Source organism: Flavihumibacter solisilvae (assembly GCF_000814475.1).
GTDB lineage: Bacteria > Bacteroidota > Bacteroidia > Chitinophagales > Chitinophagaceae > Flavihumibacter > Flavihumibacter solisilvae.
This window is the reverse complement of the sequence record NZ_JSVC01000004.1, coordinates 19,909-40,414: the sequence shown is the minus strand read 5'-3', so window position 1 is coordinate 40,414 and position 20,506 is coordinate 19,909. Positions and strand designations below refer to the sequence as shown.

Annotated in this window: 21 protein-coding genes; 4 read left to right on the top strand and 17 right to left on the bottom strand. The window is 45.0% G+C overall.

Annotated elements, in window-relative coordinates:
• Positions 1-11: 11 nt before the first annotated feature.
• The 8 genes from OI18_RS03775 to OI18_RS23595 all read right to left on the bottom strand — a co-directional run bounded on the left by OI18_RS03775 (position 12) and on the right by OI18_RS23595 (position 4,982).
• A complete protein-coding gene (locus tag OI18_RS03775) occupies positions 12-440 on the bottom strand; it encodes an organic hydroperoxide resistance protein (protein ID WP_039137395.1) in 429 nt (142 codons plus the stop codon).
• Positions 441-450: 10 nt separating this feature from the next.
• The gene (locus OI18_RS03770) at positions 451-1,530 is read right to left on the bottom strand and encodes an NAD(P)H-dependent flavin oxidoreductase (protein WP_039137394.1); all 1,080 of its coding nucleotides are present in this window, start codon (positions 1,528-1,530) and stop codon (positions 451-453) included.
• 10 nt (positions 1,531-1,540) lie between these two features.
• Positions 1,541-1,921, bottom strand: coding sequence for a nuclear transport factor 2 family protein (locus tag OI18_RS03765; protein ID WP_240312713.1), 381 nt, complete (start codon positions 1,919-1,921; stop codon positions 1,541-1,543).
• Between the two features lie 73 nt (positions 1,922-1,994).
• Positions 1,995-2,729, bottom strand: a complete 735-nt coding sequence (locus tag OI18_RS03760; RefSeq protein WP_039137392.1) for an SDR family NAD(P)-dependent oxidoreductase — start codon at positions 2,727-2,729, stop codon at positions 1,995-1,997.
• A 14-nt stretch (positions 2,730-2,743) separates the two neighbouring features.
• Positions 2,744-2,962 carry a tautomerase family protein gene (locus OI18_RS03755; protein ID WP_039137391.1) on the bottom strand — a complete coding sequence of 73 codons (219 nt, stop codon included), beginning with the start codon at positions 2,960-2,962 and terminating at the stop codon, positions 2,744-2,746.
• A 25-nt stretch (positions 2,963-2,987) separates the two neighbouring features.
• Entirely contained in the window at positions 2,988-3,509 is a 522-nt protein-coding gene (locus OI18_RS03750) for a YceI family protein (RefSeq protein ID WP_039137390.1), read from the bottom strand.
• Between the two features lie 72 nt (positions 3,510-3,581).
• Positions 3,582-4,157: a Crp/Fnr family transcriptional regulator gene (locus tag OI18_RS03745; protein WP_039137389.1), complete on the bottom strand. Its 576-nt coding sequence runs from the start codon at positions 4,155-4,157 to the stop codon at positions 3,582-3,584.
• Positions 4,158-4,178: 21 nt separating this feature from the next.
• Positions 4,179-4,982 carry a type II CAAX endopeptidase family protein gene (locus OI18_RS23595; protein WP_052272843.1) on the bottom strand — a complete coding sequence of 268 codons (804 nt, stop codon included), beginning with the start codon at positions 4,980-4,982 and terminating at the stop codon, positions 4,179-4,181.
• 202 nt (positions 4,983-5,184) lie between these two features.
• Here OI18_RS23595 and OI18_RS23590 point away from each other — a divergent pair, with 202 nt between their 5' ends.
• Both OI18_RS23590 and OI18_RS03730 read left to right on the top strand, forming a co-directional pair.
• Positions 5,185-6,291 carry a sensor histidine kinase gene (locus tag OI18_RS23590; RefSeq protein WP_052272842.1) on the top strand — a complete coding sequence of 369 codons (1,107 nt, stop codon included), beginning with the start codon at positions 5,185-5,187 and terminating at the stop codon, positions 6,289-6,291.
• A complete protein-coding gene (locus OI18_RS03730) occupies positions 6,288-6,998 on the top strand; it encodes a LytR/AlgR family response regulator transcription factor (protein WP_052272841.1) in 711 nt (236 codons plus the stop codon). The genes OI18_RS23590 and OI18_RS03730 overlap by 4 nt, the downstream gene beginning before the upstream one ends.
• A gap of 19 nt (positions 6,999-7,017) precedes the next feature.
• Here OI18_RS03730 and OI18_RS03725 read toward each other — a convergent pair whose 3' ends face one another.
• From OI18_RS03725 to OI18_RS03690, 8 genes are all read right to left on the bottom strand, one after another.
• Positions 7,018-7,647 carry an NUDIX hydrolase gene (locus OI18_RS03725; protein ID WP_039137388.1) on the bottom strand — a complete coding sequence of 210 codons (630 nt, stop codon included), beginning with the start codon at positions 7,645-7,647 and terminating at the stop codon, positions 7,018-7,020.
• 21 nt (positions 7,648-7,668) lie between these two features.
• Positions 7,669-8,154: an anthrone oxygenase family protein gene (locus OI18_RS03720; RefSeq protein ID WP_039137387.1), complete on the bottom strand. Its 486-nt coding sequence runs from the start codon at positions 8,152-8,154 to the stop codon at positions 7,669-7,671.
• Between the two features lie 69 nt (positions 8,155-8,223).
• Complete coding sequence (locus OI18_RS25155) at positions 8,224-9,072, bottom strand: helix-turn-helix domain-containing protein (RefSeq protein WP_072038948.1); 849 nt, start codon at positions 9,070-9,072, stop codon at positions 8,224-8,226.
• 67 nt (positions 9,073-9,139) lie between these two features.
• The gene (locus tag OI18_RS03710) at positions 9,140-10,753 is read right to left on the bottom strand and encodes a serine hydrolase (protein ID WP_039137386.1); all 1,614 of its coding nucleotides are present in this window, start codon (positions 10,751-10,753) and stop codon (positions 9,140-9,142) included.
• Positions 10,754-10,757: 4 nt separating this feature from the next.
• Positions 10,758-11,447, bottom strand: coding sequence for a LytR/AlgR family response regulator transcription factor (locus OI18_RS03705; RefSeq protein ID WP_039137385.1), 690 nt, complete (start codon positions 11,445-11,447; stop codon positions 10,758-10,760).
• A 10-nt stretch (positions 11,448-11,457) separates the two neighbouring features.
• Complete coding sequence (locus OI18_RS23585; protein ID WP_052272839.1) at positions 11,458-12,993, bottom strand: sensor histidine kinase; 1,536 nt, start codon at positions 12,991-12,993, stop codon at positions 11,458-11,460.
• An 89-nt stretch (positions 12,994-13,082) separates the two neighbouring features.
• The gene (locus tag OI18_RS03695; RefSeq protein WP_052272838.1) at positions 13,083-13,655 is read right to left on the bottom strand and encodes a putative glycolipid-binding domain-containing protein; all 573 of its coding nucleotides are present in this window, start codon (positions 13,653-13,655) and stop codon (positions 13,083-13,085) included.
• Positions 13,656-13,708: 53 nt separating this feature from the next.
• Positions 13,709-15,451, bottom strand: coding sequence for an amidohydrolase family protein (locus OI18_RS03690; RefSeq protein WP_039137384.1), 1,743 nt, complete (start codon positions 15,449-15,451; stop codon positions 13,709-13,711).
• Positions 15,452-16,134: 683 nt separating this feature from the next.
• Between OI18_RS03690 and OI18_RS03680 the strand changes: the two genes are divergently transcribed.
• Entirely contained in the window at positions 16,135-16,701 is a 567-nt protein-coding gene (locus OI18_RS03680) for a hypothetical protein (protein WP_039137382.1), read from the top strand.
• A gap of 10 nt (positions 16,702-16,711) precedes the next feature.
• Here OI18_RS03680 and OI18_RS03675 read toward each other — a convergent pair whose 3' ends face one another.
• Positions 16,712-20,107 (bottom strand): TM0106 family RecB-like putative nuclease, encoded by a 3,396-nt coding sequence (locus tag OI18_RS03675; protein WP_039137380.1) that lies wholly within the window; start codon positions 20,105-20,107, stop codon positions 16,712-16,714.
• Between the two features lie 66 nt (positions 20,108-20,173).
• On the opposite strand from OI18_RS03675, the gene OI18_RS03670 reads away from it, so the two are divergent.
• Complete coding sequence (locus OI18_RS03670; RefSeq protein WP_052272837.1) at positions 20,174-20,500, top strand: cupin domain-containing protein; 327 nt, start codon at positions 20,174-20,176, stop codon at positions 20,498-20,500.
• The last annotated feature ends 6 nt before the right edge of the window (positions 20,501-20,506 follow it).

Sequence of the window (20,506 nt, the reverse complement as noted above, 5' to 3'; positions counted from 1 at the left end):
GTTTGAATAGATCAAACAAGATTTATTTCAACGTCAACGTTTCCATTGATGGCTTTTGAATATGGACAAGTCTTGTGAGCTTCATTTACCAGTTCCTGTGCAACGTCGCGCTCTAATCCCGGCAGACTGACATTAAGGCGTGCCTGCAGTACATACCCGCCGCTATCCTGGGCCAGGTCAACTTCGGCATCAAGCGCTAATTCCTCAGGAAGGGTAATCCGCCTTTTACGGGCAGCTATTCCTATCGCGGATTCGAAACAGGCAGACCAACCTGCAGCGAACAACTGCTCAGGGTTGGTTCCGGCACCACCTGTACCCGGTGTTGATAGCCGGATATTAAGATTACCATCATCACTTTTCGATACACCTTGTTCCCGGCCTCCGGCGGTGTGGGTTTTTCCTGTGTATAACACTTTTCGTGTTGTTGTGGGATTTGCCATTTTCTAACATTTATTGGTGATTAAAATAAGCTGAGGTTTCTTCGATGACCGATTGCATCAGCTGTTTGGCTTTAGTATGTTTAAGCACCGGCGCAATCTGTCCGCCCCAGAATAAGATCATTTCCCATTTCTGCTGTTCAATCGCCGCTTTTCTCAAAGACGACATGAATGTTGTTTGAAGGGGAAAGGGAAGAAAGCTTTTTTCCATTCCGGAATTTTCCCTGGAAATCCTGCTGACGAGGCCACGGCCAAGCCTGCCTGTATATGCGCGGGTAAGCATTGTATACTTTGCGGCGTCGGAAAACAGCATCTGGCGATGAACCGGTAATGCATTCGATTCGTCTGTAGCCAGGAACGCAGTACCAATCTGAACTGCATCGGCTCCAAGTGTTAGTGCTGCAGCCACACCGCGGCCGTTGGCAATTCCTCCCGCTGCGATGATGGGCACCTTAACTTTTTCCCGGATCAATTGAAGCAATACAAAGGTTCCTGTAGTGGATGCTTCCGCGGGAGCCATAAATGAAGGTCGGTGACCGCCGGCTTCAAAGCCCGATGCAACAATCATCTCAACTCCTGATCGTTCAAGCTCAATTGCTTCATCGATAGTGGTGGCGGCCCCAACGGTAGTAATGCCAAGCTTGCGGAATTGTTCCAGGACATCAGGTGCGAGGGTTCCAAAAACAAAACTGAAGACCCTGGGGCGGATATCGAGTACGACCTGCAATTGATTCTCAAACCTCGATTTGAATGGAGCAGGTTTACCAGGCAAGGGTATACCTGCTTCATCAAAGTAAGGTTTGAAAAGCCTGGATGCCAGGTCATATTGGTCATCGGACACAGTTCCGTTTTTCGCGTCCGTATCGGACACCCACAGATTCAGGTTGTAAGGCTTGCCGGTTAATGACCTGATCTTCCGGTCAACTTCATAGATTTCCTGCGGACTCAGGGTATATGCTCCATACCCGCCGAGTCCGCCTGCATTTGAAACAGTTGCCACCAATTCAGGGGACGAAAGTCCACCGCCGAACGGACCTTGCATAATCGGATATTCAATGCCTAACTGAGCTGTTGTTTTAGTGTTGTACCACATGCCTGTTGATTTATGCGCTTGTATCGGTGAGCATTTTATTTACCAGGAGCCATTTACCATCGATCCTGTGAAAGGATAGGAATTCATGATAATGAAATGCATACATTTTAACCTTAACTTCTGCTACCGCAATGGAATTTACAACACTGATTTTTATGATCTCACCTTTGAATGGCTGTCCTGAATCCTTTGGACTCTGGCGGTTCTTTACACCCTCCAGGTACTGCTCCAGTGTTTTGGCATAAGGCTGGCCTTTAACATCACCGAAAAGCAATGTACCGGGATGATAGACACGACCCAGTTTTTCCAGGTCGCCCTCATAAATCCCCTGGAAATAATCTTCCTCAAGAACTGCCGCAATCGCTGCAGAGTCTGTTAATACTGTTTCCATTTTATTTTGATTAATGCTTTGGAGCCCTGTTAAATGCCAGGACACCAAAGCGATGATTATGAACTTTTTCAACTTAGTTGAGATTATGGCCGGCAGCCATTCCACCGTCAACGTGGATGATGGCTCCATTGATGAATCCACTTTTGGCGACAGCATATACAACCTGTGCCACTTCCTCTGATTCGCCCACACGATTGATCAAATGCAGGCCGGCGTTCTGGTCAGCCGTATCACCATGCATGGGGGTACGGATAACGCCAGGAGCAATAGTGTTCACCCTGATATTGTATTTACCGAATTCTGCTGCGAGCTGTAAAGTCAATGCATGAATGGCGCCCTTACTTGAAACCGGCGCACTTGCCGGCGCACCTCCCAATGCATGATTTACCAACGGAGTACCTATATTGATCACAATCCCGTCTTTTTGCAGCAGCATTTGTGGAATAAAAGCCTGTGTTGTAAAGTATGTCCCCTTTAAATTGGTATTTAAAAACCGGTCAAGATACTCTTCATCCACTTCAAGGAACGGCCGTGTTTCAAAGATCCCGGCATTGTTTACTAAAATATCGGCCGACCCAAATTTGTCAACAGCGGTTTTCACTAATAGTTCACCTGTGCGCTTCAATCTTACATCTCCCGGTACAAAAGCGAGATTTGGACCGGCACCCAGTTCAAGATAAGCCTGCAGGATCTTTTCCTCAGTTGCTGAATTGATCACTACATTATCGCCCCTGTCTAAAAAATAGCGGGCAACTTCCTTTCCGATTCCCGAAGATGCTCCGGTCACAATTACTGTTTGCTTTTTCATTTTGCTTAACTTTTTTATTTCTTATCTGCGGTGAAACCTTTTTCACGAAGGACTGATGACTGCTCACCTGCATATCCCCAGTCGTCGAGATCTACTTCCTGGATTACGACATGGGTAAGATGCGGATCTTTGTTCAGTACTTCTGTCATCAGGTCTGTAACACCTTTAATTAACTGCTGTTTCTGTTCGCGGGTGACCCCTTCGCGGGTCGTTTCAATTTTAATGAATGGCATAATTGTAGATTTATGCAAAAGCTGTTTATGCGACAGCTTTCGCGGTTAATGAAATATTTAATTCAAAATCATTGTAAATCAATGTATCGCCCAGGTTTTTGAAGAAGTTCCCGGAACGGAATTTGATCCCGTATTTGGTCCGGTCGATCACTATCCTGCCGGCAGCTGTTAACAGGTCGCCATTAACATCAACGCTGGCGTTGAAACGAACCGGGTGGGTAATGTCTTTGATCGTCAGGTTTCCTTCTACCTCGCTGTTGTTTACTGTGGTTATCACCAGGACTGCTTCGGGGAAGCGCTCAATCCCGAAAAAGTCATCGGAAGCCAGGTGACCGGCAAATTGGGCATTGGTTGCCGGATCGGTAATGTCGAGAATGTTAATGGATGTGGTATCCACGACAACACGTCCGCCGGCGAATTCGCCATCATTTACATTGATCGTTCCGGATTTAATGGAGATTGTTCCATTGTGGGCGCCGGTAACTTTCCGGCCAACCCAATCGATATTGCTCTGCGCAGATACGATTTCGAAGTTTTGCTTTTTCATGTTCTTTGTGCTTTAAATGCAACACAAAGGACGGAAGTATCCGGAACGTGGATAGGTGATGTAGATCACATTCTAATGGGCGTTGTAAAGGCGGCTCAATGTTTCCCTTGAAACACCGAGATAAGCAGCGATCAGGTGCTTGGGGACGAGGTTGTACAATTGCGGATATAATTCCAGGAGTTCTTCATAGCGCTTCTTTGCATCATTGTTCATCAGCGACAACAATCGTTTCTGTGTGGCGACATATCCCTTGTTGGTACGCCACCTGAAGAAATATTCCAGCTGGTGAATGTCCCTGCATAATTTTTCGCGGCTCGCATTGGACAGAGACAACACTTCCGCATCGGTAATGCAATCGACATTGATGCTCGCCCTGGATTTGGTATACAGGGCATTGTAATCCGACGTCCACCACGTTGGCATCGCAAACTGCAGGATGTACATTTTGATCTCATCGTTCACGAAGAATGATTTCAGGCAACCGGAGATTACAAAATATTCAGCATCTACCCGATCGCCCTCGGCAATCAAAACCTGTCCCTTTTTAAATGACTGCGGTTCGAAGTGCTCAAAGCAATAATCAAACTGCTCATCAGTTAAAGAGGCAGTTTTAGCTATGTGTTCACGAAGGATTTCCCTTGCATTCATTGGTTTCCAAAAGTAGCGAATTCAGGAAATCGGTCGTCGCCTTATAAGGAAATAAACCAGTGCAACTATTACCATATAGGGGGCGATCCAGGTAAAATAGCTTAGGTTAAAATTACCACCGGTAACCAGCCAGGCGCCCTCACTATTTTGCGAGGGGTGGCGGGGTAGTATTGACTGCAGGTAATTCCAGCCAAAATGAATTCCTGTTGCAAGATGCAGCCGGCGGGTCCTGATCACAGCAATCCCAAACAGGAATGAACCTGCGCCTGTGGTCAGCATGGTAAACAGCATTTCATTCAATGGCATGCCATAGTTGAGATGCATGCAACCGAACAGGATGGCAGTGACGAGCTGCGCGGACCACTCGCCCCACCTGTTCAGCATCAGCCGGAACGTGTAACCCCGGAATGCCAGTTCCTGTGCAAACGCAGATAAAAAAACGGTGAATGATGAAGCCAGCAAATTGTACCAGTTTACGCCATTTTTATATTCCCAGGTAAAACCAACAATCAGTTTGATAATTAACGCCGTTACCAGCAGCATTGCGATTCCAGCGATGGTACCCACAAGAAATTCCCTTCCACCATTCCGGCCCCCAGGCAAACCAGTTACTTCCACTAATGACATCCCTTCCCACTTCAGCACCAAGCGGGTAAAGGACAACAGGAAGATGCAAAGCAGCAGGTTTGTTACCATCGCACTTTTGCCGGGGAGAAATCCGGCGATCATTTGCGCCAGGAACACCAGCAGGTAGCAGGCCGCTGCATAAGCCAATACCCTTATCAATACAGGCAACCTTGCGAAGGAAATGGAAACTATACTCATAACTTCAAAAATTTATTGGGAACAAATTGGTACTTCGGGCGCATGGTTGAAAATAAGTTCTGCAAAGAGTAGTTAACCAGCTACCGGTCAGTAAAAATTGACAATGAATCCCTGGTTGCCGGAAACAGGCGTTTTGTTTGCGGGCTGACCGGTTTAATCGGTATTTTTCCGATTACATTGCCCTTTTTGGCAATTTAGAGGCATGGACATCCGCAGAACGCTATTCAGTATATATCATCACAAATACGGCAGGTGTTTCCTGCATCTTGCATTCTGGGGCTTCTTTTTCATTGCGAGGTATTACATTGGAATGATCTCCCTTAATCCCCTTAAAGTATATCCTAAAGGCATCCTGCTGGGAAGCCTGTTTGCCACGATCACTACAGCCGCGGCTTTTTACAGTCTTGTTTACCTTATATACGAACGGATCTATAAAAAGAAGTTTTATGCGACTGCCATAATTGCGTTCCTGTTGTGGCTGGTTGCCTATGCATGGCTCGACTATTATTTCGAACTTTTGCTGTTGGCGGACGACACCTGGCGACAATTGATGATGCGGCACAACCCGGAATATTTTGAATACCTGAACCGGCATACCGGGAACATCCTTCTTTCACGTGTCGCTACACTGGGCATTGTTTACCAGTTGTTCGTCTACCTTGCTTTCCCGCTGATGATAAAAATTGCGTTTGCATTTGCAAATTACCAGGTAAGAATGGCCGAATTGTCGAAACAGAACCTGCAACTGGAATTCAGCTTCCTGAAATCGCAGGTAAACCCGCATTTCCTTTTCAATAGCCTGAACAATATTTATTCGCTGATCATTCACGACAAAAAGGACAAGGCAGCAGACCTGGTGGCGCGACTAACCGGCTTTATGCGTTACAGCCTGCACGAAACGGAGGGCAGCCATATAACCAGCCAGAAAGAAATCAGCTTGATGAAAGACTATATTGAACTGGAAAGGATCCGGCTAAACCATACGCAGGTCACTTCCTGGTTTATAACAGGCGAAAAAGAACACCAGATGCCACCGCTGCTGTTCATGCCCATGATTGAAAACGCCTTTAAATTTTGTCCCGATGAAAGCGGTTCATTCATTGAAGTGACATTAAGCATCACCAATGGCCTGCTGACATTCACCTGCAGTAATCGTTTTGATGAGGAACAGTCCGGAGACCGGAACGGTGGTATCGGGCTATTGAACAGCAGGAAACGACTGCAACAGCATTATCCCGGCAAACACACCTACGAGGCAAATCACAGGGATAACATATATTCCGTTCACGTTACAATTGAACTGGAATGACAACGATCAATTGCCTTGTTGTTGATGACGAACCGCTTGCCCGGGAAATAATCGAAACATATCTTTCGAAGATCCCGGGCTGGCAGGTGGCGGCCTCCTGCATCAATGCCATCGAAGCATACGAAGCGATGATGCGTACACCGGTTGATGTCATTTTCCTCGATATCCAAATGCCCATAATTTCCGGCATAGATTTCCTGCGAACGCTGAAGCAACCACCACTCGTCGTTTTTACCACAGCATATGCAGAACATGCAGTGACGGGCTTTGACCTTCATGCTGTAGACTACCTCGTGAAGCCGATCAGTTTCGAACGTTTCTTCCAGGCGACACAAAAAGTCATGGAAAGATTGCAAATCAAAGCTCCTCCTGCCCCTCTCCCTCCTGCAGACATTCCAACTTATTTCTTCATCAAACTGGAAGGCCGGTTGGTGAAGGTCATCTATGATGAGGTGCTTTACATGGAAGCACAGCGCGATTTCACTACTATTCACCTGGCCAATAAAAAATTACTGGCAGGCATGCACCTGAAAGCCATTGAAGACATGCTTTCACCCCCTAATATCCTCCGGGTACACAGGAGTTATATAGTTAACCTCGATGCCATCCGCGCCATAAATGGGAATGTGCTGGAAATCGCCGGAATTGAGATCCCAATCGGGGATCATTATAAAGAAAGTCTGTGGAGGCAATTGGGAATAAAATGAAGTGAATAGGTTATTAAGTCTAGTCAAAAACTGGGGCCAGATTTCGATTTTCCTGCAATTCAACCATTTTTAATAGTTGGTCTTTGGTGACTCTTCTCGTTGATAATTCAGGTAGTTTTTTCACATCGAAGAATTCAACAGCACAGGTTTCTATTCCTGGTTGCGGATAACCACCAATTATTTCACATTCCATGAATAGTTGGTAAACGTCAAATGGAAAGGGTCTGTCTTGATGTTGGTTGTAGTCAATGAGCCCCAATATTCGAATCGGCTTGACGTCATAACCGGATTCTTCTTTAACTTCTTTGACTGTTATTTCACCTGGTGTCATTCCTGCTTCAGCATAACCTCCTGGCAAACTCCACTTATTGTCTGATTTTTCTTTCACAAGCAGTATCTTATTACCCTGAATTATAACTGCTCTTATAGATACTTTAGGAGTTAAATACCCTGTATCCCGATTGAAAACAAATTCCAGCTTTTGCGAATCTATGTTTGTAAGATTAGAAATGATCTGAATACTTAACTTTAATAATTCTTCATATCTCTCCTTATCAAAAGGATCTTTAGTAAATGTCAAACCCGTTTGCGCAATAGAGTTTATTCTTTTGGCAATTTCAATCCAATGTTTTGGACTTTCCTGGTGCATTCTTGTAGATTCTTTCTGTAATTAAGATAGTTTTTGAGTGCTTGAAGTGGCGTTGTCCAAAGCTAAGAAAGAACAGGTAAGACCTGCCAGAAATAACAAAGACCTGACCCAGTTCATTCTTCCCCAGTCAGATGCTACTTCTTTGAGTGTTTCTGTACCAGGAAGTTGGGCTGAAAGAAACATCACTTCATTTCTGGGATAAAAATAGGTGAAAGTTAAAATCATCGATGACACATAACACAGTAAAGCAATACTTAAAACCAATCGAATGGAAGAAGATTTCTTCCAGTATAAGATTAATGCCAATACAATCAAAAGCATATTTGTCGGATCTATCAACTTAAAGAAAGTCCCTGGATTGGCAACTACAAAAAAATCCCTGGTTGCGGTTATTGATTGAGGAATATTGCTTTCCCAGTTGGCTGCATTAACTATTGAATTGTAGATATTGGTAAAAAACAATCCGCTTGAAAACGCAACTATTGCGTACAGAACCATTTTTTTCATGTTTCGTCATTTTTATTTCTGCTAAGCTACCTTTGAGAAAAGAGGTGCGATAGTAAAAAAACGACAAAATCAAATGCTGTCCCAATCCAACTGAAACTGCAAATGTTCGCCCGATAATTCTTTTTGCACAAGCGTGGGCGTGAGCCTGGCAAATTCCTTAAAATCCTTTATAAAGTGTGTTTGGTCGTAATATCCTGCTTCATATGCCAGGTCCGTCCAGGAGATTATTGGTCTGCTTTCAAGAATTTTATATGCCTTATGAAACCTGGCTATTCGTGCGTACATCTTGGCAGGCATACCTAATCGTTCTTTACATTTACGTTCAAAATTTCGGATACTCATACAAGCCATGCCTGCAATCTGGTCTATATTAGTGTTATTGTTGGTCAACAGGAATTGCAGGGCAAAATCAATGGGCAACGGCTCTTTTACCTGGGCTAGCTTTCTGAGAAAATATGACTGTACAATACAATCCAATTCGTGTAAAGAAATAGTGTCGTGAGATTTGTCCAAAAGCTCTTCTATCTCCCTGCCCATAACTTCCCTGGCACTATAGCCATTGTCAAACAGTTCGGTCATTGGAATATTCAAAAACCGGTTCAGCCCTCCGGGCTGAAAAATAATTGTAACGGCTGTGTGGCTTTCTTCTACCAATAACTTGAAGGGAGTAATTTGTGCTCCTATCAATGTACAGGAGGTAACAGTATGGAAATTGTCTTCCCCTGATTTCCTGGACTTAAACCGGGTATAAAGATTAATGAACATTGCCTGTTCGGGAGACGGCATAAAATTACCCTCTATACTAACAGGACCATTACTGAAATCTGATTCTATAATAAAGATATGCCGTATTAGTGAGCGTAATGCGGGATGAATATTACATCGTACTGTACGAATATTTGGTATCGGGTTGTTCATCTGTTAGCACCGAATTGCTGTAGTAAAATAGTAATTCTTTTGTTGAAAATGGTGCCCAATGTCCTTTTCACCTGGCCCTTGATGTGATAGTATAGGTTGGTAGCAGTGGCTCTCTCAAATCGAGGCGGATATCGTAAACGCCTTCCTCAACGGCAATGTCCTTACCGTACATATCCAGCGTTCCATCAAGCTCATTATCGCCATAGTGGTAGCCCCAGTCGTTGTTCAGCCGGAACACGAGGAGGCCTTTCTTCAGCGACAGGTTTTTTAACGACCATATGCCCCTGCTCTCTTCCCTGAAAGGCAGGTCTGGTATGCTGTCATTCCAGCCCTTGCCTGTAGCAGTTCCAGTAATTCCCCATATCGGAAAGATACGCCGGGCACTAAGCTTAATGTCCCTTTGTTGCATGACTAACGCATTGTACGCCCCGTTTTCATCTTTAATGAACTCCAGGTACGCATTTGGTTCCTCCGCATAAAAAAGATTTTCCTTTTCCGCAAGCAGTGATGTCTTTGGATTCTTTGAAACCTGTACCGCCAGACTTCCGTCTTCAACTGTTACATAAAATGTGAAAGAGGGTTTGGCGTTATATGCGCCTGCATATTGCTTCAGCAGTTCAACAGGCAGTTCTTTACTTACAGGGACCTTATAAGGCTTGTCAAATAATATGCAGAGTACTCGTTCTGTAATCTTATCTACCACTGCATTTTCATGATTGTTCAACAGGATAATGCATATATCCTCTTCGGGAATGCTTACCAGGTTGCTTCTATAGCCAGCCGCTCCGCCGCTATGTCCCACCATTAAGTGGCCTTCAAAAGTGGAAGTGATCCAGCCATATCCATAATTGTTTTTGTAGGGAGTGTAGGCCTTTTGTAATGTTTCCTTTTTTAACAGGCTGCCGGCTTGCAAGGCCCTGTGAAACTTATACAAGTCACCAACAGTTGAATAAATCGCGCCTGCAGCATATGGAGCCGGTGGGTCATATACAATTGCATCTTTTTTTATGTGATCTGAGAAAACGGCATAACCTATTGTTTTGTTTGGATCAGCCAAATGCTTGAAATGGAAGCCACTTTGCTGCATTTTAAGAGGTTTGAACAGATAACGACCCATCGCCTCTTCGTAAGATAATCCGCTCAATTTTTCAATGATGAAACCGAGCAGCCAATATCCAGAATTGCTATAACTCCAGTTAGTACCGGGTGCAAAGTCCAGCGGCTGTTTTCCCAGGAATTCGATGAAGGAAGTTTCGGTCTGATCTTTCATGTCGTTGCCCCGGGTATAATCGTATAATCCTGACGTATGGGTCAGCAGGTGTTCAACAGTTATACTATCTCCTTTGGGAAAGGACGGATAGAACTTTGATAGTGGATCAGACAGGGACAATTTACCCTGCTCCACGAGTTGCAGAATAAGTGTCGCCGTGAACGGCTTCGTAATGGAGTATATGGAATATATACTGGAGGAGTCATTTAACAAGCCGGAGCCTGCATTTTTCAAGCCATAACCTTTTTGGAGCAGGACCTTACCTTTATGTGCGACCAGGACCGATCCATTAAATTTATTGACCTTATGATAGGCTTGCATAAGGGCATCTAACGCCTCTTCTTTAGATTGCTGGCAAAACAAGGTCATTGCTAACCCGAGGGTTAACAGCAGCAGCATAATTTTTTTCATGATGTCAGGTTATTAATTTTTCAATTTCCGGCAGGTAGAGTGCGCCCAAAGGAATGGGGATATTTGCGACCCAAACAGATTTTTTATCGATCTTTTTAATATGTTTTTTAGAGACAATGTAAGAGCGATGGACCCTTATGAAATCGCCGGCGGGCAATAAGGCTTCCGCTTCGTTCATAGTAAGCCTGGACAGGATCTTCTGATCTTCCAAAACAAAGCTTACATAGTTGCCGTTGCTTTCCAAGTATTGGATATTATCCAGGGCAACCTTTATTTGTTCATGGCCGCTTTTGATAAATATGTGGAGGGTGTCGGAGCCGGGTGCTTTAGACGATTGCAACTTGTGCAATTCATACGCCTTGTTGCAGGCTTGCAGAAAGCGGGTTAAGGAAAAGGGTTTCAACAGGTAGTCAATTGCATTTAGCTCAAACCCTGTTACGGCATGTTCGCTGTAGGCCGTTGTAAAAATAATCATCGGTGCACCTGGAAGGGAGCGCGCCAAATCAATGCCTGAAATATCGGGCATCCGGATGTCCAGGAACACAAGGTTAGTCGGATGATTGTGTAAAAAATGTATGGCCTCGGACGCCCTGGTGAAAGTACCAGTCAGCTCAATGAAAGTGACCTTCTCGCTAAATCCTTTGATCACTTCTGCCGCCAACGGTTCGTCGTCTATGACAATGGCTTTTAACACTGGCGCGTTTTTAATTAATGATCAATGTGGCTACAAATTCGGCTTCTGTTTCTGTAAGTTTTAAGGAATATTGACCCGGGTACAGGATCCGCAACCGCTCCTTCACATTTTTCAATCCAATCCCTGAGTGATCTTTTTCCATGTTGTCAGCCCTGCCGGGATGAAGGCTATTGCGCACTTCAAATACGATCCGGTCATTTTCACAATTCAGATCAATCGATACCCATGATTTCTCCTCGAACCTGATACCATGCTTGAATGCATTTTCAACAAAGGGGATAAGAAGCATAGGAGCTATTTGTCGTTGGCAGCGGGCTTCTTCGATGTTGTCTTCCACGACAATGTTGGCGTTGCCTGGAATACGCATTTTTTGCAACGCAATATAATTCCTGAGGTAGCCAAGTTCCTTTTCCATCGGTATCGCATCAAGATTGTTTTCCTGCAGCATAAAACGCATCATGTCGCCCAGCATCTGAATACCTACTGCTGTTTGCTCCGACCCTTCCTTCCATGCAGTTCCATGCAGCGTATTGAGTGCGTTAAACAGAAAATGAGGATTGATTTGTGAGCGAAGAAATTGTAAGTCGCTTGTCCGGCGGGCCAGGTCTTTTTGAAGCCCCTTGAGTTGCAGTACCCCGTCTCTCCTGTATTGATAGATAATCCAACACAGCGGCGTAAGGATCAATACCAGCAACAGCCAATACAAGGAAAAATGAAGCATCTTATTACTGCCGCCATATACCACGGTTGCGAAAAGCGATCCTACGGTGCTTGAAGTCAGCAGGCGGAGTAAACACGGCTTTTGATACCAATGGAAGTGCTCGATGTAGGGAAATAAGACGTATATATTATAAAGGAACAGGCCGAGTACGGGTGTTGTCCAGGCTATATAGTCCTGCAGATTTCCTGGCCCGGAATCAAATAAAAGTAGTGTCAGGATATAAAAAAATAAAAGGGTTGTACCGGTGTTGACGAATGAGACTCTGAATTCTCTTCGTCCGTCTTCCTTTTCAATAAGCCAAATGATGGTCTCGCGTAGTGCGGCCAATACAGTGAGAAGAGAAACAACGCCAAGAGCTCTGTCAAATCCAAAAAAGGGGTTGTTCAGTGGCTGATCATTATACCCCAGTAAGGAAAGCAGGCGATACTCCCTATAATTCACCAGGTCCGGCCTTCCATAATAAGACAGGGCATTGGTACCAATGGCAAGCAAGTAGGCAGCAACCAGGAAGCTGATCAACGGAAAGAGCAACTTCCAGGAAAGGATCTTTTCGATGTGTTGAAGACGTATTTTTTTTGCCGCAGTTATAATGACGAGATTAACGAGGAGGTATGTGCCATACATCAGGACAATGGAACCAACCTGGGGAACGATAAAATTTTTAAAGTAGTTGAAGGGGATTCCGTTTTGTCGAAATTGAGTTAAGATCTGTTCTTCAAGTCCCCTTGAAGAGAAGGCATACCGGCCTGCCAGGCTGATTACTATTTGCGCAATAGCGAGGATGCTAACGAGTATTATTTCCTGTTCCCGCCACCTGAGTTTCATCTTTTGGAATTTTCAGCAATATTAATCCCATTGTTTTTTCGGTGCTGATAAATGTGACGGAAATTAAAAAGATGTGATGAAACCCCTTGTTAACGGTAGTTAGTTTGTAAGACTGCTGTTCGTTGAAATAAATTCTGATAATCAATCACAAACCCTGCTTCATCTACCTCTAATATCGCTTCAAAATCATTGGGAACATTCTCGAAGTAATAGGTGGAATTTGAAACACAGGTGTATTTCTGACGAACAGCCTTTAGCTGTTGTTCTAAAACGTCGCAATACAGTACGTGAATTTCCTTTGGCTGATTTCGACTTAAATTGAGCCTCCTAATTGGTAATGTGTTGGTGAAAGGTGTTAAAGAGATATCAACATCAATACACCCAGTGAATTGACTGGCTATTTTACCGTCGTTTGTCCAAATACCCTTCCCGTCGCCTTCAAATCTTATTGATCTAACCTGGTCACTATGGCGACTTATAATTTCAAAAAAAACAGTTTCCCAATTCGGGTTGGTTTCAATGCGATATTCAACTTTAAAAATTTTCCCTTCATATGAGCCAATGATGGTTGAAGTTATTTCCGAGCCCGTTTCCCCGGCTTTAACCAAACAGTTTTCTAATGAGTGGTATTCAAGTCCTGTCCAAAGTAGGTTAGTCTGCATAAATCAGTTGCCAATTACCGTACACTTGATAACTTTACTCAGCAACATAAAATTTACTGAATAAAATAAACCTTTACAATTTTACCGTCCTTGATTTCATAAATGGCAATCGCTTCCAGTTTTTCCGGCTGTCTTGCACCAGTTACACTTTCGTGGTCAATAACAGTGTTTCCCTTGATAATCCTTCCTCTGATTGTGCAATGTAAATCAGGCGAACCGTCAAATAATGCAGTATATTGTTTTCGTATAATTTCTTTACCTTTTCCCAACAGTTTGTCAGGGAAAATATAGATTTCCGCATCGTCCGCATAAGGTTCTAAAAAAGCATTAATATCTCTTGCGTTGTATGCGTTGAGTTGTTGTTGCACCAGACTTTCAGGCGTTGAGACTACAACGGTTTCAGGTTTAATAGCCTTTCCATTTTTGAATACCAGGCTTACTTGGGTAAGATTGTTCAAATCCTCTATGGGATTGGCATCGAGCAAAACCAAATCGGCAATTTTTCCTATGGAAATGCTGCCCGAACTCTTTATATTATTAAAAATATTTGCTGGATTAATTGTTGCTGATTGAAGGACTTGCCAGTTGCTCAAACCGCTTGCCTTCATTACTCTCAACTCGCTGATAAAAGAAGTAGCGTGTTGAGTACCGATGTTGCCCGCATCCGTTCCCGCTGCAATAGTTACACCGCCGTCCGCTATTTTTTTCAGGTTTACAGCTTTGATGGAATCCATTCGGGAAAAATAAGCCGTGAATTTCTGTGAATGTAACAAGCTAACATATTTTTGAACAAATGAAGTGTCCGACAAATGTTTGAAATCGTAAATCGAACCGATTGTTTTAGGATTTGCGTTTTCTAAATCGTAGGCATCATAACTGATTTTATCTTCAAACGGTTTAAAATAATTATTCTGCACCGTCATTGTAGGCGAAAGCACAATGTTTTTTGATTTGAGCAATTTTACAAACTCATCAGACACCACTTCATCCTCTATATTGTGAACCAAAAAGTCGCAGCCGTTTTGTACGGCAATCTGAGCAGTAATTCGTTCTGTAGCGTGTACAGCGACTTTCAAATTATATTTATGTGCTTCTTCGATAATGGTTTTTACAATGGGTTCAAGTTTCTTTGCCGCCGCTTCCAATCCTGTACTGTCCGGCTGTACGATGTACCAAATTTTAATGAAATCGGGATGATAGAGTAGTTGTTCTGCTACTAACTTTTTGGCATCGTTAATGGTTGTAACTAATTTGAAAGGTTCGTCTTCTTCTGAACTTTTAAATACTTCGGGTTTATAAGTTGTAAGCAATGGGCCTGTCATATAAACCTTTGGAGTGTTTGTTTTTTGTGAGAGTGAATCTCGTAACGATAGGAAATTATATGTGGCCCCAACGTCAATCACGGTAGTAATTCCCGTTTTTATATACCTATTCAGAAAGTCAGACAAATTGCTCTTTGTCCAGGCAATTTCCTGTTCATAAGAAACATACTTCCTTAAATCAAACGCATCTGGTCTTGTGTAAAGTCCACCACTTTGGCTGAAATGTACGTGTGCATCGGTCATTCCGGGTATCAGGAATTTTCCTTCGCCGTTAATAACTGTTGCGTTATTGGGGATTTTTACTTTTTTAGTTGGTTTGATGTCAGAAATGGTGTTTTCGCCAATGAGTACCGTTTGTCCGGGAATAAGTTTTTGGTTTATGACATCTACTACCGTTACGTTTTGAATATATGTTTGTCCGAAATTGTCTACCGAAACAAAAATAGCGGCTAATAAGAATATTAATTTTTTCATCTTTCAAAAAATATGATATTAAATATAAGCAAGCATAAACAACAATGAAATAGTTGATTGTCAACTAATTTCGATTGCATTTTGGGATATTCCATTGGCAACAAAATCGATCCCCACCTAAATGAAAGAATCCTGAGAGGTACTGTGCGTGCTTCGGCCGAGGATCCACGTAAGGTACGGGGTAGAATGTGTTTGCCAGGGCAGCCGTCACTCTTGACAAGGAACCGTCACGCCGCAATGGTTTCCGCTGTATTCACCTGCCAATAGAAACTGTTAGCCGTCATGTAGTAAACCGGAGCTATAGAGCTATCCTGGAACCAGCAGCTTTTAGCGGGAATGTGCCGGTAGTTGCACAAAATCACGTTCAGGAATCTTTCCGCAAAAAACTTTGCAAAATCGGTGCTTTTCACGGGTTACCTTTTCGGTTGCACTGATATTAATTAGGCGCACAAATTCGTGGGGGCGGTCGCATCCGGAACCTGTGGCTAAAAATTGAATCAACCACCCCAAAATTTGAAAAATTTCGACTTTTTTCTACCTGCATTCGCCCAGAGTCCGGCCGAAGCCGGGTAAGTGCCTGGAAGGTGCCGAGTAGACCAAAGTTGGTCGAAAGCTGGACCCTAGCTGGACCCTACGTGGAAATCTAAAATATTGATTTGCAAACATATAAAAAAACACATTTTATGGCCACAATTGACGGAAACCAACTCTTCCACAAGGGCAGTGGAAAGATCGGAAACTACATTCTTCGCCAGCGTAACGGGAAAACGGTCGTGTATAGCCGACCTGTATCCGAAACCAACTGGGCACCCACCCCGCGCCAGCAAAAAAACCGGGAGAAGTTCGCGAAAGCCAATGAGTACAGCAAGAAAGTCCTGACCGATGTGCAATTGCGCAACTTTTACAGCGGCTTCCTGAAAAAGAAGCACCTGACCATCCAGACAGTTGCCGTGCGCGACTTCAGGCAACCACCTGTAGTAGAGGGCATCGAGGTACGGTACGAACAAAACCAGGCAATCATCCGTGTGGAAGCGGATGACGACACAAAGGTTACCGGGGTTGAGGTTACGGTGATTAACAGGGATGGACAGGTTATTACCCGGGGGCAGGCACAGTATGCGGAGTATTGGTATTGGGACTTCAACGCCGGCGAACTTCCCAAAATACCTGGTGGCTACCGGGTGGAAGCAATTGCTTCGGATATGCCCGGTAATACCGGCACGCTGACCACGACGCTGGATGAACAGTAAGTTGCCTGCATCAATGTGACGCAAGCTCGATGTACCGGCAAAAGGCGTTCGCGAGCCGCATCTGGGCGGGACTTTTACAATCCGGCTCAAAGAGTCTGGGACTGGCGACGAGGATACATACTCCCCTCGCGCGGGAAACGGCTACGTTCAAACGATTTAAACTATACAGGAACTCCATTCCGCGGGGCGCATCTGCCGGAGTGGAAGTTGCCATTGAAAAAATGATTACCGGGGCTTCCTGTCCCTGGAATTTATCGACCGTCCCGACCTGTATTCCTGCCGGGACGGTCGCCTTTATTTTTCCGACCTGTGCATTATAGGGTGCGATCACTTTGATATCTTCCGCTGTAAGCACATGTTGCTGCCTGTTTTCATCGACCCAATAAACATTGTTGGTAACCAGGCCGTCTATTATCGCTTTCACCTTATTGACCTCCTCCATTGATACACCCTGGTTGCCGCTGTGTTCAACAGGAACGAACCAAAGCCCGGCTCCTGCAAATGCTGTATCACCAGCAACACGCTGGTTGATAAGCTTGTCCATGGCATGCAGCCTGCCTTCGTAGAAGAGTTCCGAAACAAACGAACAGATCGATGGATGCATCCTCCAGGTGGTATCCAGGAAAATTCCTTTTTCGGGAAGAATTGTTTTGTGCCCGCCCAGTACATGTTCTAACGCGGATACCTCCGTGCCTTCGGGGTGACTGCCCTGCTGGGGTTGCTTCAATTGCTGTGGATCGCCCAGTAATACCAGGCTTGTGGCTGCCTGTGACACAGCCAACGTGTCAATGAGTGACAGTTGACCAGCTTCGTCAACGAAAAGCACGTCTACCGTGTTAAAAAAGTCTTCCCTCGCCCAAAGCCATGCGGTACCACCAACCACTTGTACCTCACCGTTATGCAATGCTGCAAGAATGTCGGCAGGTTTGGTTACTTCCTCAATACCCTTCATGGTGGCTTCAGAAATTGTTGTCACCTTCTGCATGCAGCTTAGGGCCACACCTGCTGCACTGGCCTTATCCGATGCCTTCTTCAATAAGTTCTGAATTACCTTATGACTAAGGGCGGTTACACCTACCTTCTTTCCTTCTTTCACTAATGCCAGGATCATTTGGGAAGCCGTATAACTTTTGCCCGCGCCGGGCGGCCCCTGGATGGGAAGCACACCCTGGTCTAAAGCCGTAACCCAATGGACCGCCAGGTGTTGTGAATCGATGTCTTTTAGAAATAGGCGGGATGTACGTGGCGGATGGCCCAGCAGCAGATCTCTTCCTGCCCGGCATGGCCCATCTGCATCGATCCCGTTTTCCGCGACCCAGGTGGCTATGCGGAGAATTGCGTCGGCTTTGATTGTATCCTTGATGTCATCATGGACAAACACCGTTAGCGGATGATTATCCTTAATCGATGGCCCTTTCTTAATTCGGATGGTGTTTGTAGTGAGATCGATACTGACCACTTCGCCCGCTGGGCCGCCATAGCCTGTAGATAGTAACTTATCACCGGGATGAAGATCAGTATCCTGCGGAGGAAAGCGGTACAGGTCAATAACACTTTTTTTAACGGTTTCGCGGTTGCCCGTATAGGTTAGTCCGGCCAGTCCCGCCTTTTCATCCAGCATCTCTTCATCCGACAGGTCTCTTAACCTGAACATCTCCCACCATGTGGCTTTCTTCTCCCTGCGGTACCAGTCGAGCATATTTGCCAGCAGCCATCGTCCCTGCTCTTCATCGCTACGTTCAGACCTTTCCTGCGAAATGCCGGCAGTCAACCGTTCAAACAGGTCCTTTATTTTTTGCTGGTGGGCATCCAGTTCTTCACCGGGATCGCCATTATCAAAAATTGGCCGGGGAATTTCAGCCCCCTGCATAACCAGGCCTGATCGCAAGTTTTCGAGCCAGTTCCTTAAGGCCCTGGTTGACTCACAGTCTTCGCGGTTATACTGAGCAATAGCGAGCCGCATTTCTTCCGGCAATTCATCCGTCGGACCGATCTCCAGCAATTGTTCAAAGGCACGTTTGTGCAAAGCGGCGTCACGTAATGCCAGCTTTCGTGTAAAGCCATGTATTATTTCAAGTTCTTTCAAAGAATAAGACTCGATGCCAGCCCTTAACGCCTGCCTTGTTACAGTGAAAAGATCAACAAATATTCCTGCCCTCAGCATCCGGTCTATTTCATTTTCACGCGTACCATGCTTTCCCATCAATCGTTTTAAGGCAGCAGGCTCGTAAGAAGTGTAATGGTAAATATGCAGGTCGGGATATTTTTCCCACCGCTCCATTACCCAGTCAACAAATTGCTCAAACACAGCCTTCTCCTGGTTTGCATCGAATGCCCATAAATGATGATACACTTCAATGGATTGTTCGTAACAGGTCCAGCCGAAAAGATATTCAAGTCCACCAGTACCCACAAAAGGGTCACCTTCGAAATCAAAAAAGAGATCTCCTTCCGATGGTTCTGGCAGCCTGGCCAGGCCGGCTCCTTCCTGCGGATCAAGTAACTCATACGGTGGCGTTCCAGTTTTACGTGCTGCCACCTGCAATCTTGCCTGCTCCCTGAGCCGGGTATATGTTTCAGCAGCGCCTTTTGACGGTTTCCAGGCCAATGGCAATGGCTCTCCCGACAGTTTCTCCACTGTTGAAATATTACGCTCTGTGAGTTCTTTTGTATGAGCAGTTGATAAGCCTGCTACGAGCGAAAGGTGATCGTCAATCCTGCGCCTGCCCGAACAATGCTGCCACCAGCGACAAATGGAACAATGATCAACCGGTTCAGGGTAAGTAGTAGCGATTTCACTATCCCTCTCCAATGCCAGTAGCAATCGTTTCTGAACGAGCCTTGTATAAGCACTGAAATCATCAACGCGATAAGACTCCCTTTCGAACCCGTTAACAGGTTTGACGACATGCATCAACTCCGGGCTAACGCCCTGGATAGCTGATATCATCTGTGAATACAGGCTTATTTGGAGCACGGTGCCGGCGCAGGTGTCGACGGCCAGTTTGGTATCAGCAACTTCATATGACCAGTTACCCAGCCGACTCGGTTTATCAACTTTGAGAAGGAAGTCAGCCCGACCCTGCCATTGATCCATCTTCAATGCTGCCTGGTAAATTACATCGGCGCCATTTTTCATTGCCTGGATGGTCTGGTCAACAGTCAGAGATCCATCATTGGCAGAAGGCTTCACAATGGTAAGGCCTTGACCTTTCAAATACTGAAGATAAGCGGCTTCAAAGTGCATGCCTCTTTCCTGCAGGGCCTTTAATCCCGGGTCGAAAAAAGCAGGTAATTCCAACCGGCCTTTCGCTACCTGCATGTTTAACCAGCTGAGATGTGCGCAGGCAAGGTGATTCGAAAGGTCGGCTGCAGAGAGAAGGAGTGATGTATCCAAAATTCGCATAGCCGCTTTTTTCCTAACTTAACAAAAGCGAAAATACAACCACATGCCCGTAAACTTTAACTGCAGATGAATCACCTTTCACCTGACAGGATTGAAGAAAGTGCTGCTTTGCAACAACTGGCCTCTTCGGGGAACGAATTCCTGGCACTCTTTAACCGCAATCAACTGACCGTTGAAGTTTACAGGCCCGATAAGATTGATCGCCAGCAACCGCACGACCGTGATGAGTTTTACCTTATCATTAGCGGAGAGGGTAAGTTTCAATTGCGCGACCAGGTAATGGATTTCAAAAAAGGCGACTTCCTCTATGTACCGGCACATGATGAACACCGCTTCCTGGATTTTTCCGATGACTTTGTAACCTGGGTATTCTTTGTGGGAGATAAAAAATGACTTTCG